The sequence below is a fragment of the Bacillus sp. JJ634 genome, assembly GCF_036962285.1.
GTDB classification, from domain to species: Bacteria; Bacillota; Bacilli; order Bacillales; family DSM-1321; genus Peribacillus; species Peribacillus asahii_A.
Window position 1 is genome coordinate 1 of the sequence record NZ_JBALMU010000184.1, and the last position, 16,645, is coordinate 16,645.

The 16,645-nt window shown below is 36.6% G+C and carries 17 protein-coding genes; 5 read left to right on the top strand and 12 right to left on the bottom strand.

Going from position 1 to position 16,645, the window contains the following annotated elements; genetic code table 11:
- Positions 1–226: 226 nt before the first annotated feature.
- Both V7068_RS21150 and V7068_RS21155 read right to left on the bottom strand, forming a co-directional pair.
- A complete protein-coding gene (locus tag V7068_RS21150; protein ID WP_499714430.1) occupies positions 227–1,534 on the bottom strand; it encodes an SLC13 family permease in 1,308 nt (435 codons plus the stop codon).
- Positions 1,535–1,771: 237 nt separating this feature from the next.
- On the bottom strand, positions 1,772–2,998 hold the full coding sequence (locus tag V7068_RS21155; RefSeq protein ID WP_499714431.1) for a CaiB/BaiF CoA transferase family protein: 1,227 nt from the start codon (positions 2,996–2,998) through the stop codon (positions 1,772–1,774).
- A 238-nt stretch (positions 2,999–3,236) separates the two neighbouring features.
- Here V7068_RS21155 and V7068_RS21160 point away from each other — a divergent pair, with 238 nt between their 5' ends.
- The 3 genes from V7068_RS21160 to V7068_RS21170 all read left to right on the top strand — a co-directional run bounded on the left by V7068_RS21160 (position 3,237) and on the right by V7068_RS21170 (position 4,872).
- A complete protein-coding gene (locus V7068_RS21160; RefSeq protein ID WP_499714432.1) occupies positions 3,237–3,893 on the top strand; it encodes a GntR family transcriptional regulator in 657 nt (218 codons plus the stop codon).
- A 302-nt stretch (positions 3,894–4,195) separates the two neighbouring features.
- Complete coding sequence (locus V7068_RS21165) at positions 4,196–4,576, top strand: SLAP domain-containing protein (RefSeq protein ID WP_499714433.1); 381 nt, start codon at positions 4,196–4,198, stop codon at positions 4,574–4,576.
- A gap of 104 nt (positions 4,577–4,680) precedes the next feature.
- The gene (locus tag V7068_RS21170) at positions 4,681–4,872 is read left to right on the top strand and encodes a YbxH family protein (RefSeq protein ID WP_499714434.1); all 192 of its coding nucleotides are present in this window, start codon (positions 4,681–4,683) and stop codon (positions 4,870–4,872) included.
- Between the two features lie 87 nt (positions 4,873–4,959).
- On the opposite strand, the gene V7068_RS21175 is transcribed toward V7068_RS21170, so the two are convergent.
- The 5 genes from V7068_RS21175 to V7068_RS21195 form a co-directional block, all read right to left on the bottom strand.
- Positions 4,960–5,217, bottom strand: a complete 258-nt coding sequence (locus tag V7068_RS21175) for a DUF2533 family protein (RefSeq protein ID WP_499714435.1) — start codon at positions 5,215–5,217, stop codon at positions 4,960–4,962.
- A gap of 430 nt (positions 5,218–5,647) precedes the next feature.
- Positions 5,648–7,036 (bottom strand): amino acid permease, encoded by a 1,389-nt coding sequence (locus V7068_RS21180; protein ID WP_499714436.1) that lies wholly within the window; start codon positions 7,034–7,036, stop codon positions 5,648–5,650.
- Positions 7,037–7,404: 368 nt separating this feature from the next.
- Positions 7,405–8,070 carry a GNAT family N-acetyltransferase gene (locus V7068_RS21185; protein WP_499714437.1) on the bottom strand — a complete coding sequence of 222 codons (666 nt, stop codon included), beginning with the start codon at positions 8,068–8,070 and terminating at the stop codon, positions 7,405–7,407.
- Positions 8,071–8,072: 2 nt separating this feature from the next.
- Positions 8,073–8,939, bottom strand: coding sequence for a carbon-nitrogen hydrolase family protein (locus V7068_RS21190; protein ID WP_499714438.1), 867 nt, complete (start codon positions 8,937–8,939; stop codon positions 8,073–8,075).
- A gap of 26 nt (positions 8,940–8,965) precedes the next feature.
- The gene (locus tag V7068_RS21195) at positions 8,966–9,679 is read right to left on the bottom strand and encodes a hypothetical protein (RefSeq protein WP_499714439.1); all 714 of its coding nucleotides are present in this window, start codon (positions 9,677–9,679) and stop codon (positions 8,966–8,968) included.
- A 187-nt stretch (positions 9,680–9,866) separates the two neighbouring features.
- Here V7068_RS21195 and pxpB point away from each other — a divergent pair, with 187 nt between their 5' ends.
- Together pxpB and V7068_RS21205 are read left to right on the top strand one after the other, a co-directional pair.
- The gene (pxpB, locus tag V7068_RS21200) at positions 9,867–10,580 is read left to right on the top strand and encodes a 5-oxoprolinase subunit PxpB (protein WP_499714440.1); all 714 of its coding nucleotides are present in this window, start codon (positions 9,867–9,869) and stop codon (positions 10,578–10,580) included.
- A gap of 29 nt (positions 10,581–10,609) precedes the next feature.
- On the top strand, positions 10,610–11,620 hold the full coding sequence (locus tag V7068_RS21205; RefSeq protein ID WP_499714441.1) for a 5-oxoprolinase subunit C family protein: 1,011 nt from the start codon (positions 10,610–10,612) through the stop codon (positions 11,618–11,620).
- A gap of 318 nt (positions 11,621–11,938) precedes the next feature.
- Here the strand turns inward: V7068_RS21205 and V7068_RS21210 are convergent, their stop codons facing one another.
- The 5 genes from V7068_RS21210 to V7068_RS21230 form a co-directional block, all read right to left on the bottom strand.
- Positions 11,939–13,237 (bottom strand): helix-turn-helix domain-containing protein, encoded by a 1,299-nt coding sequence (locus V7068_RS21210; RefSeq protein ID WP_499714442.1) that lies wholly within the window; start codon positions 13,235–13,237, stop codon positions 11,939–11,941.
- A 226-nt stretch (positions 13,238–13,463) separates the two neighbouring features.
- Entirely contained in the window at positions 13,464–14,225 is a 762-nt protein-coding gene (locus V7068_RS21215) for a class II aldolase/adducin family protein (protein WP_499714443.1), read from the bottom strand.
- A gap of 83 nt (positions 14,226–14,308) precedes the next feature.
- The gene (locus V7068_RS21220) at positions 14,309–14,968 is read right to left on the bottom strand and encodes a hypothetical protein (RefSeq protein WP_499714444.1); all 660 of its coding nucleotides are present in this window, start codon (positions 14,966–14,968) and stop codon (positions 14,309–14,311) included.
- A 15-nt stretch (positions 14,969–14,983) separates the two neighbouring features.
- Positions 14,984–15,778: an ABC transporter ATP-binding protein gene (locus V7068_RS21225; RefSeq protein ID WP_499714445.1), complete on the bottom strand. Its 795-nt coding sequence runs from the start codon at positions 15,776–15,778 to the stop codon at positions 14,984–14,986.
- Between the two features lie 9 nt (positions 15,779–15,787).
- Positions 15,788–16,645, bottom strand: an 858-nt coding sequence (locus V7068_RS21230; protein ID WP_499714446.1) for an ABC transporter permease, incomplete at its 5' end; no start/stop codon positions are given.

Sequence of the window (16,645 nt, forward strand, 5' to 3'; positions counted from 1 at the left end):
CATAGGCACTACATAATTAAACTTAATTTACAAACTTAAAAATACACTAGCTGTTCTGGCAACATAGAGTTCAGCAATACAATCCATACATACAGCCCATATTAATGATTAAGTGTCCTTATCTTTTATTTATTACATCAGATTTTCTATCATAATATATGTAAAAATAAAAAAACGAATGATGGACTTTTTTGTATATGTCCATTATTCGTTTTATAGTTTTGTACTACCAAGGTGTTCCAATTACTACGAATATGAGCCAAGCAAGCCCTGGTCCGAAAGCCACAAAACAAGCAGATACAATTAAAAGTTTTCTAAAAAACTCATTTTGCTTTATCCCTTGTGCATTTGCAAGCATCATTGCTCCATTGGTAGAGAAAGGACTTATGTCAACAATACTCGATGCAATTGAGATAGATGAAACGACTCCGATTGATGAAACCGCAGGATCCTGTAAAATTGGAATAGCAAGTGGAATAATAGCTGCTAAGAAACCTGTTGTGGAAGCAAAAGATGAGATAACTCCTCCAATATAGGATGCCGCAAGAGCTGCCATTATAGAATTATTCATACTAGCTATTAACTTTGTCATATAATCAATGGCACCTATTTGTTCTAGTACTCCTACATAAGTGACAATCCCCGTTACCATAAGAATAATTGGCCAAGGCATACTCTGTAGGACACCTTCTTGTCTTTTCGGAGCCATTAATGATAAAGCAAGTCCTACCCCAAACGCTGCAAATCCCATGTTTACATTGTATCCAAGAGCTAAAATAACTAAAAGGGCTATTCCAAGAAGTGTAAATCCCTTATACCAAGTCAATTTATCTTCTGATTTTTTAGGATCTTCCTCAGGAAGATTATTTTCATTTAAATGAACACCTTCTACTGTAGCAGCTGTATATATTTGAGCAGAATCTTTCTTAATAAATGAACGCAAGCCGCCAAAAATAATGAATATGATAATCCCTACAATTACACAAAAGATAAAAGTATTTAAGAAAAGCATAACTGGTGAATGCGGAATATTTTGAGAATCCATCATACCATTGACAATTACACCGAAAAGATGAAGAGGAGAAAAGCCGCCTGCAGTCACTCCTATAAGAAGCATTAACCCCATCATAAGGGAATTAATCTTATATTGAGCAGCAAGTCGTAACGCAATGGGAAGTAATATAGAGGCGACAGCAATTGCTGAAGTACCGATACTTGTCAAAATAGCTCCTAATGCGAACATAACCCATGGTATCAACCCAAGATTACCCCTAACTAAAAGGAGACCCCATCGACTAATCAAGTCAATTGTGCCATTTTTTTGCACAATAGCGAATAAGAAAGTGACTCCAGCAAGTAGAACGAATAAATCTGCAGGAAATACACTAAAGAGGTCATCAACGCTAAGCCCGCTAACGACTACGCCAATGATAAAAGCGGCAACAAAACCAAACACTCCAATATTAATCGGAAGCACAGATCCAATGATGAACATGATTAAAAGTACCAGAATTGCTACGATTTCAATGCTCATAGAATGTTTCCTCCCTAAATCTAATAAGTTTCAAGCATGAGCTACATTGGTGTATTGCACATACGAATGTTCAGTTTGGTTGCACTGTACAGATAGATTTGAAAGCGTTTGCATTTTAGAACATCATGAATTTTATTAAATACTTCTATTAATCTACGTTTTTTCCTGCTCATCTAAATCAAAATTTCTCTATTTATAAGTGTAGATTGTCGACTATTTAATTAGTGATATAAATATTTATTTCTTAAATTCCCTTTCAGCATTTTCACTAACTGGATTTACACATCTAGAAATCCCCTTTTCAAACAATTGATTGATGTAGTCTCTACTATATCCTAAATCTTGCAAAATATCATAAGAATGTTCCCCTAATAAAGGAGGTGGAGTTCTCACCTCACCTGGTGTATCTGAAAGTTTAACAGGAATCCCTATCTGTTTAATTTCTCCCAGTGTTGGGTGTTGTACTGAAAGTAACATGTCCCTATCTAATATATGAGGATCGGCATATAATTCGGAAAGTTGGTACACAGGACCAGCTGGGATACCAAACTCATCAAGTAAATTGACCCAATACTTATAAGATTGTGTCCTAAATACTTCTTCTAATATAGGTATTAATTGATCGCGGTTTATTACCCTTTTCTCGTTAGTAAAGAATCGAGAATCATCAGCAATATCAAGATCCATAATTTCGCAAAGAATCTTCCATTGATGATCATTACCTACCCCAATATTAAAATAACCATCCTTTGCTGGAAAGGTTTGATATGGACAAATACTAGGATGAGCATTCCCCATCGGCTTTGGATTATTTCCTGTAGCAAAAAAGCTCGTCGCCAAATAAGTTTGCCAAGAGATCATTGTATCCATGAGCGATGTATCAATCCATTGTCCTTTTGCCGTGCTGTTTCTTACATGCAATGCTAGCAATATACCAATTAAAGCCCACATTCCGGTACCTACATCAGCAAAAGAATATCCAGCTTTCAAAGGCGGACCATCAGGTTCTCCATTGACAGACATCAATCCCCCCATGCCTTGCGCAATCACGTCGTAACCAGGTCGTTTGGCATAAGGTCCCGTTTGTCCAAAACCAGAAATAGAGGCAAGTATAATTTTCTCATTAATTTTCTTCAGTACATCATAACCAATCCCTAATTTATCTAATGTGCCTGGACGAAAGTTCTCTACTACAACATCGGAAGATTTAACGAGATCCAAAAATATCTCTTTTCCTTCAGAAGTTTTTAGGTTTAGTACCAAACTTTTTTTATTACGATTCACGCTAAGAAAATAAGTACTTTCACTCCCAATAAAAGGAGGACCCCAAGCACGTGTATCATCACCTTGAGGAGATTCAATTTTAATCACATCTGCTCCCATATCAGCAAGAGTCATTGTACAATATGGCCCGCTTAAAATCCTTGTCAAATCTAATACTCTTAAATTTTGAAGTGGCTTCATGTCTTTAAACCTCCTTAAATGATTAATTTTTCATTAAAACAATAAAAATGTTGATTGTCGACAATTTTATGTTATTGTAACCTTAAACTAAATTAACATTATTTGTCAATTTATTTTTCAAAAAATTCCAATTAAATATTTTAAAAAATCGAATAATTGAGTTATAGTATATGATAAATCATAAAAAAATTATGTCTACTACCTATGAAAACAAAATACTTTTAGAGGGACTGATCATATGACTACATCAAAAATGCTTGATAACGCTCTTCCCAAGTTAATAAAAGAAAGTATCATAGAAGATATTATGAAAGGGAAAATTAAGGAAGGAGATAAATTAATAGAAGCTGAGTACTCTCAGCTATTTGGCACTAGTAGAGCTCCAGTACGTGAAGCATTCTATCTTTTATCATTAGAAGGAATCGTTAAAAAAATCCCACGAAAAGGGACAATAGTTAAAGGTTTTTCTCGTGAAGAAATGTCCGATATTTTAAAAATCAGAAATGTTTTGGAATTAATGTGTATAGATAAGCTGACCGAAAAATCAAGAGAAACGTGTGTTCAGAAGATGCGAGGCATCCTTGCTAAGATGGACAAAGAAGATATGAACAAAAGAGAGTATGCACAACTAAATTATGAATTTCATTTTCAATTGATACTAGCAAGTGAAAGTGAAACGTTTCGGAATATGTATGATCGATTAGGATCTCCGCTCATCTCATTACAAACATTTTCCCTATTAGGAACAGATGTAATAACCCATTCACTAAATGAACATAAAGCTTTCGTAGAATATCTATCTTCAAATGAAATCGAAAAAGCAAAAGCCTTATTAAATGCCCATAATGAAGCTGTATTTCCACGAGTTAAAGGATCATTTGAGGATAAAATCTAACATGTAAATATGAGTCGACAATCGACGCTAATAACCATGAAACCCTTTTGTTATAGGAAATTTCCAACAATCTTTCATTCATTAAACCAAATCTTTTCTTTCTTTATAGATAACCGCCAGCCTCCTTCGCGTTTTTGGAGGCTAGACTATCTGAAAACTAAGCCTTATTATAAAGACTGAGCTAAGCACTCTAACATGACTAGCCTAGTGATTATTGATGTAATAAGTTAAAACTATGGCTGCCTTTTTGAAGCAACCCCTATGTTAAAATAAGGTTAGTTTAAAAGAAGAGGTGTCCGTACATGCAAAAGCTTCAGTTTGAACCATCATGGGATAAAACCTTATCCCTTAAAGATCGTAAAAGAATTGAGGAAATTCATTCCGAAACGAGCTTATCCAATCCTGCTAATATGCAACTAACCCCTTTATGGCAAGCCACTAATCATAAAGGAGAACTATTAATTACCGTACTTGTCCATAATTTTAGCCAACAAGTACTTTTATTCCATAATAAAAAACTACGTTATATTGAAAATAAAGAAATCATCGCAGAGCATATCTTTATCCTTCCATCACTAGTCATTCAACGAGAAACTAGTATGCCATGGACATTTATTTTTCCTGTTGAAAGTTTGAAGAAACCAGCAACATTAGAAAAAGGCCATTTAGAATTTGTTGATTAGTTAAATCCATAAAAGAAAAATAAAACTTCTAGATTATTACAAGCTAGAACGTGAAATAATAATAACAGTGAATAAATTGCGTTTTAAGGAGATGCTTTTTACAGATGGGTGCTATAGAACGGAATGGATATAGATTTGAACCCGAGTATAGTGTAATCGAGCAAAATGGGGCAATTCACGTATATAATGAAGGGGCGTTTGTTGAAGAAGTGAAATTTTCCTTTTCCGGGAAATATCCAGAGCTTAATCAAATTGAACAGCTAATTAATGAATATTGTGAACAGCATGGAATCTAATTTCTATATGTCCCTCCCCCTGCCTCTTTCTATGAGGGAAAGATGTTTGCGAGAAAGAATCCCATGGCTTTTTAGCCATGGGATTGGTTAGTTCAATGACTCGACATAAACACGAACCATTTCGGACGTAACGAGTTTACGAGTAGGGATAAATCTCTCATTTGCAAGCACATTAATTTGCAAAGTGACTTCATTAATTTTGTCTGTTGTAAAGTTCTTTCCTGCTTTACATAAATCTATAGCCTCTTGAATATACTCTTCCCGTTGTTGGTCTAAACGAGTAAATTTAGTGAAATCTTGATTTTGTTTTTGGGCATGTAACGTGATAGCCTTGTGTACACTCATGATTGTTCACTCCTATGATTGGTATAATAGTTAACTTCTATATTAACAAGTTTATATAAAAAACTAAAGAATGCAAATTTCTAATTTTCAATCATTTTTAGCGGGAATTAATTCCACGTTCCCGCCACTCCCCAAAGATTGGTAGTTTTGATAGAAAGAATCCTAGAAATGTAAGATGATTTTATGTGTATATACTAGCCATTATCTTTAGCCTGAAACAGCCATTTCATAACACAAGGAGAGCTCAGTCTTTAAAGACTGAGCTCTCTTTCCTATTTACTTCTATTTTAACAAACATTACGTTTGCAACCTCGCTTGAATGATGATTGCAACTATTATGTTTCCTTGAATTAAATGACAGGGCTTTAATCCCTTATAACAGAATCACTTGTATTACGGACTCTTTTACCGAAATGACGTCAGCTTGTTATCATTTAGAAATATTATCATCCGGTTTAACTTCTAATGGTACTCGCTTGTCCATTTTTAACATGTAATAACTTGCTACAACAAGAGCTAGGAAAACGATTCCAACAATAAGAGATAGACGAGTGCTAGGGTTAAACCACATCCCAACTAGCACGATTAGTAAAAATGCAATTGTCGCATAGTTACTATAAGGGGCAAAAGGCATTTTAAATGGATGGCTACCCATCTCAGCAGCTTTTGCCTTTCTGAATCTAAGCTGACTAATCAGTATCACAAACCATGGAATCATTCCAGGCAGAACGCTGGCACTATAAACATAGACAAAGATTTCTGGCGGAGCAAGATAATTCAAGACAACACCAATAGCTAAACCTATCAGGACAGCAATCGTACAATAGGCTGGGATGCCATTCTTAGATACTTTCGCAAAAATTTTAGGAGCTTGACCGTTCATTGCTAGCGTATAAAGCATACGTCCTGCGCTGAAAATCCCACTGTTACATCCCGACATTGCTGCTGTGATGACGACAAAGTTAATGATACCTGCAGCTGCAGTAATTCCAACTTTAGCAAACGTTGAAACAAAGGGGCTGCCGAGTTCACCCAATTGATCCCAAGGATAGACTGTTACAATAACAAAAATGGCACCAATATAAAAGACTAAAATACGCCATATAATGGTTTGAATTGCTTTTGTTATAGTCTTCTGTGGATCTTTCGCTTCACCCGCAGTGATCCCGATTAGTTCAACCCCTTGATAGGCTGCTATAACAAGAGAAAGTGCAAAAAAGAAGCCTGTCCATCCTCCTGTAAAGAAGCCGCCATTTTCCCAAAGATTTGATAATCCAATCGCCTGGCCGTTATTTCCTAATCCGAAGAAGATTAAGCCAAAACCAGCAACAATCAGTAGTACAATTGTTACAATTTTAATGAGTGCAAACCAAAATTCAAATTCTCCGAAGGATTTTACAGAAATGAGGTTTGCAGCTCCTAGAATACCCATGGCAATCACGCCTGGTATCCATGCAGGTAAGTCGGGGAACCAATACTTCATATACATCCCAACAGCAATAATCTCAGACATTCCGACAATTACCCATTGGAACCAATTACTCCACGCAGTCATATACCCTGCTAAAGGATGAATATAATTGCTCGCAAAGGTTGCAAATGAACCCGTAGTAGGCTCTAAATAAAGCATTTCCCCCATTGAGCGCATAATGAAAAATATAAAAAGACCAGCGACAGCATAAGCTAGCATGACAGATGGTCCGGTCCATTTAATTGTACTAGCTGAGCCCATAAATAAGCCCACACCAATGGTACCGCCCAAAGCAATCATCTGAATATGACGTGCCTCTAATCCTCTCTTTAATTCTTTGTTTGACATGATTGACTCCTTCGAATACAAATTAACGGCTATACTTCTCTATACTAGCTTCTTAATTAATTCTCGATTTATTAGCAAGATTACTACGCGCAACCGTTTTCCTATTTTATAATAATAAACAACTCATAAAAACACAAATGTATTTTTCAAAAAAACACATTCTATTAATATATAAGAATACTCTGAATACATATATCATTATCATTATCTTTAAAAGTATTTTTACCAAAACATATAAAAAGTAGTTATCATCATGAAAATCGGTAAAAAGTTAAAAGCTAGATCCAGTAGGACCTAGCTTTATATAAAAATACTTAATTACCAATGATGAAAAACATAACAGCTATCCTCATTTACACTAGCCATCATTATTTAAACGGATTTTTCCATTCCATCAACACGCCATAATTTTGTGATTCATCATCTTCCAAATAGTTTTCAACAACAGCTATGGGCGTTCGGCCACATTTTAATAAAAAGCTAATGACTGGATCATTTAGCTCACCAGACAAAACTTTTTCTACATATTCTTTCGCTGTCATCCTGCCGGAAACCTGCTTAAATCCAGGTATTCGGCCACCACCTAATAAGCGATCAAGCTTCTTCTCAATAACAAGCTGATACATCGCCAGCATCATCCATTTTCCAAGTCCAAACTTTCGATACTTTGGTCGAATACTAATATCGACAACATACAGTGTATCTCCGTTGCCTTGATGATTACGAATATACCCATCATCCGTTATCTCAGACCAGGAATGCGTAGGATGAGCTGGATCAAAATCCACGCAAAGAGTCGTAAGTGAACCAGCTAATTGTCCGTTTACTTCCACACAGATAGCTCCTTCTGGAAAGAGTGTAATATGATTGTTTAACTGCTCACGATTCCACCATAGTTCCTCTGGAAAAGGAGGCGGAAAGCACTCCGATTGAACTTTGATTAATTCATCAAAATCCGCTTCTGTATAATTCCGTAAAACGGCACGCCGTGGCTTCTGTTGATCGAACACAAAAAACTCGCTATAGTATGCCATTATTAATCGGATGTCTCCCAATCAGGATATAAATCCGTGCGGCGATCTCGCCATGTTGTCACGGAACCTTTCTCACGAACTTGATATAATAAGTCTAAATCAAGGTCAGCCGTAATAATCATGTCATGGTTCAGCTCACCTTCACATAAAATTCCTTTTGGCGGGAATGGAATATCATTAGGTGTAATGACCGCTGCCTGACCGATATTGGCACGCATAAAGTCAACCGTCGGAAGCGAACCGACTGTTCCAGTCGTGACAACATACACTTGATTTTCAATTGTACGAGCATGCGCTGTATAACGAACGCGATGGAAGCCATGACGATCATCTGTACAAGATGGACAGAAGATGACATCGGCTCCTTTCGCCCTTGCCATTCTTACAATTTCCGGGAATTCAATATCATAGCATGTTAAAATCGCAATCCGTCCTTTATCCGTATCAAACACATTCAACTTATCACCTTTATGCATATTCCATTCATGCACTTCAGTCGGTGTACTATGAAGCTTCGCTTGCCCCGCAATCCGACCATCTGGATAAAATAAATGAGCTACATTATACAAACACCCTTCTCGTTCAATAACGTGAGTGCCTCCAATAATATGCATCCCTGTTTCTTGTGCAAGCTGACTAAACAGTGCGTGATATTTCTCCGTGAAACTTGGTAAATCTTGAATCGTTAAGCCTTGTCCTTGTTCATTACCAATTGATAATAGTTGAGTCGTAAAAAACTCAGGAAATAAAACAAATTCTGCTTCAAACTCTTGAGCTGTCTTTACATAATGCTCACATTGCTTAGCAAATTCCTCAAATGAGCTAATCGTATGTAAATGATACTGTACTGCAGAAACACGAAGTTTCATTGCCCTATTCCCCCTTAAACTCCCAATTAGGATGTTGTTGTTTTTTTCAGCTTTGATGGATTATTTATTTTATAACGAATCGCTTTGTCAAACTTTTTATCAACAATTTTACCATCGAATTCAAGGCTGTCCCCTTCTGCTAATTCCAGTTTTTTTAACGTTTTGCTATAGCTGCACCAAGCATCTCCAATTTCCAGCTCCTGTTCGCCTTCTATTTTGACATGTTCAAGAAGAATGACTTCATCTTCTTCTCCGGTAAAATGATTCATTTTCGCTGTGAATTCTTTAACCGTTGCGGTGAAATGAACCTTATCTTCAGGCAACACAAGTTTCGGTTGTGCCGGCTCTTTTTTAGCCTTAGATTTAGACTTCTTGTCGGACTTTACCTCTGCTTGTTCTGCATGGGAATCTGTTGCCGTTGTCGCCTCTTCTATAAATGAGTCTTTTCCAAAACTAGCGCTTTGCATTTCCTTTAAATAGGCAGGATGAATACAGCCAAGGCTGCCATCTTCAAACTCCACCACGATAGTTTGTGTACTGCCGCCATACTCTTCATACCCAACTAGCTTGACCCTTGCTTGATAACCGTTTGATTTATACACAAGTTCTTTCTTAACTGAACGTTCTGTGAACAATTTCCACTCAATACCTTTTGCAATATAAGCTTCCTCGTTCTCAAAAGTAATAAAATCACCCTTGGGCGGTATATAACATATACTATTCGATAACCTGTGATTCACAACACAACACTCCTAAAATATTTAGCTGTCCTTATTCTAGCAAAAGTTTACCTCGTTGCAAATTCATTGAACTGTGTGTTTATTCAGAAACCAATGTACTCAAACTTCCTCTCACTATCAGTATTACAACCAGCTGAACTTGAATAAATTCTTATATAACCATTCTATACAATTTGGAGGTGAAAAAATGACCTATTCCATTTATCCGTTGGGCGATCAAGCAGTCACAATTGAATTAGAATCTGAGCTACACGTTGCACAATGGCAAAAACTACATCAACTTGCACAAACATTAGAGCACCTCAAACCTGATTGGCTGATTGAGTATATCCCAGCCATGATAACACTCACCGTCCTATATAACCCGCTAATTGTACAAAAACAATACGGAGCAAAGCGTTCTCCTTATGAAATCGTTTGTGAGGAAATAAACAGCCTTTTCAAAAAAACTCCTCCTCACACAACGAAGAAAGTTAAACAAATCGATATCCCTGTTTGTTATGGGGGGCAGCTAGGACCGGATTTACTTGATGTGGCGCAGTACACAAAGCTGACGCCAAAAGAAGTCATCCAACTTCATTCTGAGCGTACATACACCGTCTATATGATTGGCTTCGCTCCTGGTTTCCCTTATTTAGGTGAATTAAATCAAAAACTTCATAGCCCTCGACGTACGAGCCCGCGTCTGTTTGTTCCAGCAGGCTCTATTGGAATCGGCGGTGAGCAAACGGGCGTATATCCGCTCGATTCACCTGGGGACTGGCAGATAATCGGTCAGACACCGCTTGCACTATTTCTTGAAAATGCCGAACCACCGTCTTTACTGAAAAGCGGCGATCAAATACGTTTTGTACCAATTTCAGAAGCAGAATACACCAATTTACGAAACAAAAAGGGGTAGATAATGAGGATAAGGAGCTGTATAAAACGATGTTTACCATTATCAGGTCTGGCATGTTAACGACAATACAAGATTTAGGACGTCACGGCTATCAGCAATACGGGGTCAGCGTTTCTGGAGCGATGGATACATTTGCCCACCGAATCGCCAATCTCCTAGTTGGAAACGATGAACAGCAAGCAACACTAGAAATGACCCTTATTGGGCCTGCCATCCTTTTCGAGGACGATACATTCATCTCTATTTGTGGAGCGGATTTGTCTCCAACCATTGATAATGAACCGTTGCCGTTATGGCGACCGATTTTTATTCGCAAAGGCAGTAAGCTTTCATTTGGTTTTTGTAAAAATGGCTGTCGCGCCTATTTAGCCATTGCAGGAGGGATTCATGTTGCAAAAGTAATGGGCAGTCGCTCCACTTTTTTAAAAGCACGAATAGGAGGTGTACAAGGACGCGCCGTTCAAAGCGGCGACCAATTATCAAGCTATTCTCCCTCTCCTTACATAACCAAACTTATCGAACGATCTACTTGCATGACGACGAAAAACCACCTTCCATTAAAATGGCATATTTCTTATGAATGTATCCCGCATTTTAATAAGAAACATACCGTTTTTATTATGAAAGGAAAACATTTTTCACAATTTGCACGAGATAGCCAAGAACAATTTTTCACGAAACCTTTTACCATTTCCATGAACTCAGATCGTATGGGCTATCGTTTAAAAGGAACTCCTCTATCATTAGCAGAGCCAAAAGAATATTTGTCTGAACCCGTTACATTTGGTTCGATTCAAGTTCCTCCTAATGGCCGCCTAATTCTTTTAATGGCCGATCATCAAACAACAGGCGACTATCCGCGAATCGGTGAAGTCGCATCAGTCGACCTGCCGCTCATCGCTCAATTAAAACCAGGTGATATCTTATCCTTTCAAGAAATCTCTGTTCAGCAAGCACAACGACTCTTACTTGAACGAGAAGCGATGATAGGTGTCCTTAAACAAGGAATTAAATTAGCACTTAAAGGAGCAGGAAATTAATGACCTCTTAAATATGACGCAATTGTTCATATTTTGAATCTAAACTTTTGAAACCTCGATAACTTCAATAAGAGTGATCGAGGTTTCTGTGTGAGATTGAAGTTTCTAAAACTCTCCAGTATTTCTTACGAACATTTCCCTATTCATATGATTGATAACCTATTACATCTAAACCTGTGAATTTTCTTACTCTTGTTTTAGGTGTCCTCCGTTCCTTCCATAAGCACATTCGCAGCCTTCCAATTCATCCATCAAATTCTTTGAACTTACTTAGTGTATCTGTCAATGCGTATTACAAAGTATATAAAAAGCTTTAGCCTACATACTATTCACTCTATATATCTTTCGTGGTCGTCCTTTCGATACCGGTGCTTCTTCTCCAACTATTTCGGCTATATCTTGTTCTACTAAACTATTAAGTATACGTCTTGCATTCCTTGGCGTCATTTTTAGCCATTCTGAAAGAAGTGATGCTGTTATAGAATGATTACCTGCTCTTTTTTGCACTGACAATATCTTATTAAATGTAGTAACCGTCACTCCACATTGTTTAAGTTTTTCACTCATTCCTCTATCTTCTACTCTATAACCAAAAGAGATGCTTTTCTGTTCTTGAAGAGGTCCTTCTATCATTCCTCTATCATCAACAAGAAATGCACAAAAAGGAGCATATTTTTGTGCATTTTTCAATGCGATTCTGGCATGCTTTTCCGCTGCCAACGCTGTATCACCATACCCAATACCAATATTTGCGGGATAATCGGTCACCAATGAGATTTTCTCCAATAAATCAACTACATGTTCTGGTGACCTTTGTAAAGATCCTCTCGTTGAAAAAATAATAAAGGTACCAATTCCAAGATTCACAATTGAACCTGAAAGAGATTCAGAAAAATTAACAATGACTGACTGTATTTGCAAATTTAATCGATGCTGATTATAAGATAATGCAAAATTCTCCTTTTCTTCTCCATCATTAACCTTAATCAAAATAATGGAAATTTGGGATTCTTTAAAATATTTTGTTTCCCAATGGTGAATGGCATTTGTCAACGTTTCACGGATATTAGTACGTGTAGGCGTAATCCAGTATGAAGGTATACCTTCCGATTGTAATTTTTCAAATATAGCATATAAACACGTTAAACAAATATCTACTTTATTTTCGTTAAATAATTGCCTATGGAAGTCCAGTAACTCTTCTATTGGCATATCCTTATGAAATTCCTTAGAGTAAATAGATTGACTCTGCAAATTAAGATCTTCAAAAGTCTCATAAACATCACGTTTAGGGATAATATCTATACTCATATTTTGTAAATGCCGCTGATTATTATAACTGATTTCAATCATTGTCTTTGTCAAACTAGCACCATCTAATTGAAGAAAGAAAAAAGGCTGGTTAGAACCACTTTCTTTTACAAAAGGATAAAGAACGGGTCCACCAAGTACCCAAAGATCCACCACACTTTGATTTTGTTCTATTATAGACGTTGTTTCTTCTGGATTCTTATACATAAAAGGAATGATCTGTAAACGTTCCTTATATTCCTGCGCAATTTCTACTACCATTTTTACTGTGCTAGATGGACCAATTATACCAGCTCTTGTAATCAATGTTCTCCCCCCTCCCCTAATAACTATGTATATCAATACTCTTTATCGTAATGATAATTAGAAAGGCAATCTATCCTGAATGTATAAGAATATTGCCAACATACATTCAGAAAGAAGCCTTCTCATTAAGAACATTATACCAAAATATAGAAAACAATTAAAACTACACTAATAAGTAAAAAATATTAAAAGTATATAATACCTTTTTATTATTATGAAGTCGGCATTACAGCAATAAATCAGGCTCCTCCTTCACAATTTTGTTCCATAAAGGTTGAAAATTAAGCCATCCTTCATACTCTGTTCCTGTCTGCTCAGCAGCTCTTAAAGCACTTTTTTCATCAATTAATATTGGTTTTTGAACTGATTCTGCTAATATTTGCGATTGACACAAACGTTCCATTGTAATAAACCACCAAGCAGCTGAATCAACAGATTGTCCTACTGTAAGTAAACCGTGATTTCTCAGTATAAGTGCTTTATAGTTTCCTAATGTTTTGGCAATACGTTTTCCCTCTTCCGTTTCATACACTAATCCCGTATAGTCATCAAAGACCGCGTGATCATTATAAAACTGACAAGCATCTTGGGAGATTGGGTCTAATAATCTCCCAAAAGAAGCCCACGTTTTTCCATACAAAGAATGGGCATGTGCTGCCGCTATGACATCTGGTCTAGCTTTATGAATTTCAGAATGAATAGCAAATGCTGCTCCGTTTAATGATTTCTCTCCTTCTACAATATCCCCCTTTTCATTTACAAGAATCAAATTCGATACAGTAATCTCACTGAAATGTTTCCCATACGGATTTACCCAAAAATGGTCTGTGTATTTCGGATCTCGTACAGTAATATGTCCAGCGACACCTTCACTAAAACCAAATTTAGAAAATAAACGAAAAGCACCTGCAAGTCTTTCTTTCCGATGTTTACGTTCTGCATCCACATTCTCAAACGTTTCAGGATTTAAATACGTAACATTCGACATACACATTTCTCCTTTTGCTAATTTGCCATTTCTTAAAAAGAGCTCCAACGTACGGAACCCTTCATCTAAATATTGCGAATTTATTAAACATTTTGATTGCTAACCTCATAGATATCATTATAAAAACCCATCATTTCATCTCGAAATTTACGAATCCCTTCCGTTGCGTTTATAATTTGTTCTTTTGTGACCATATATTTATCAATGATGGTTTCTCCTAATCCCACATGGAAATTTTCATCTCTCTTAATCTTTTCATAACATTTCGCCAAGTCATCCAAACCAATCCTTCTACAATTTTCAATCACGATATCATGTGTAGTAGTCGTGGATGTCTCCGAGCAATTCCAAACAGCAATCGCACAGACTGCATCTTTCTCAAGTGCCTTCCAATGTATCTTTTCCCACCCCTTGTTCACTTCTGAAGTAGCGACAGGCGCTTCATAACCATGCTTTTCTATAACACGGCTAAGAATTTCATAATGATTTGCTTCTTCTAGCATATGTCTACATAACGCTGTAACAATTTCTCGATCAAACTCATTCCAGTATTTAATGATTTCTGTTCCAAGAAATATAACATACTGCATTTCAAGCCAATCTCTCTCCCTAATAGCCTCAAATACTTCTTCGTGCGTAAGGTCTTCCCTTGTCCAGAATTCCAAAGCACGCACGCGTGCATGTTCCTTAAGCTCATCTTTTATTTGATTAAATTCAACCATAAAATCCTCTTTCATTACCATTTGTATTCCTCCTCATTATTTAATTTCTAATTCCATTGCTTTTAAACTTTCCCCGCGAATTAATTCTGTTAATTGTTCTTTCAAAACAAGAAATTCTTTTTCTGTTTTGATTTTATAGGAACGAGGATGCGCTAAATTTATTGGAATATCTGCTTTAATTTTTCCTGGTCTCGATGTCATGGTGATAACACGACTACCAAGAAAAATCGCTTCTTCTACATCATGTGTAATAAATAAAATTGTTTTATGTGTTTTCTCCCATATTTCAAGAAGCAACTCTTGCATAATCAATCTCGTTTGATTATCTAGTGCCCCAAATGGTTCATCTAGTAATAAGATTTCAGGATCATTGGCAAGGGCACGAGCAATAGCTACACGTTGCTGCATCCCTCCTGATAATTGTTTTGGATAATGATGCTCAAAACCTTGTAAGCCTACTAATTCAATATATCGATTGGTAATTTCTTTTCTTTCCTTAGAATCCATCCCTTTAATTTTCAAACCATATTGAATGTTCTCCTCTATATTCAACCATGGAAACAAGGAATAAGCCTGAAACACCATCCCACGATTAGCAGAAGGTCCAATAATTTCTCCGCCTTGCCAGTAAATCGTCCCCTCTGTTTGCTCTTCTAATCCTCCAATCATTCGTAATAATGTCGATTTCCCACAACCAGAAGGTCCCAAAATCGTAATAAATTCATTTCTCATTATCTTCAAATTAATGGTATCTACAGCGAGGACATCAGGTTTCTTACCATTTCCTCCATACACTTTTTTAACATCTTTTACATTTACTAAAAGCTCCATATTATTCCCTCACCTTCCGTAATTCCAAGAAAACATTTTCTTGCCAATCGATTTCAGGATTACATCCGAGAGTAGTCCGAGCATTCCAATTGTTAATATCCCAAAAATGATATTACCAATTCGGAACATCCTTTGTGATTCAATGATGACACTACCAATACCTGAGGCAGTGGCAATTAATTCAGCAACAATGATATAGGACCAAGCCCATCCTAAAACAAGGCGGATCGCATCTAAAATGCCGGGCATAGATGCTGGCAATATAACAGATCGTAGTACACCTACATTGGAAGACCCTAGTGTATATGCAGCTTCTAGTAATTCACGACGAACACCACTAACTTCCACAGCAACCATCAATACGATAGAAAAGACGCTGCCGAAAAAGATGACAGATACTTTTTCTAATTCACCTACACCAATCCATAAGATGAAGAGGGGAATAAATGCCGAAACAGGCATATAACGTACAAATGAAATGATAGGTTCAAAAAAGGCTTCTACTACTTTATAAGTTCCCATAAAGATACCAAGCGGGATACCAATTAGTAACGCTAACCCAAACCCTAAAAATACTCGATAACACGTTACGAAAATATCATTTATGAAATTAAATTGTGTAAAAAGAGTGATACCAGAGGTTATAATACTTGTAGGTGTAGGTAAAAACAGTGGATCTACGATATTTGTGTAGGTTAATAAAGACCATATACCAAGCAATAAGATGAAACTACTCATAGTTAATTTAAAATATAAGCTTTTAGGTATTGGTTTTTGCGGTTCAAAATACCGAGGTTTTTTCTTTTTCTTCTTAATAGATTCCTCTACAATAACAGGATCCATGTTTAAGGTTTTATTCCTTTGCAT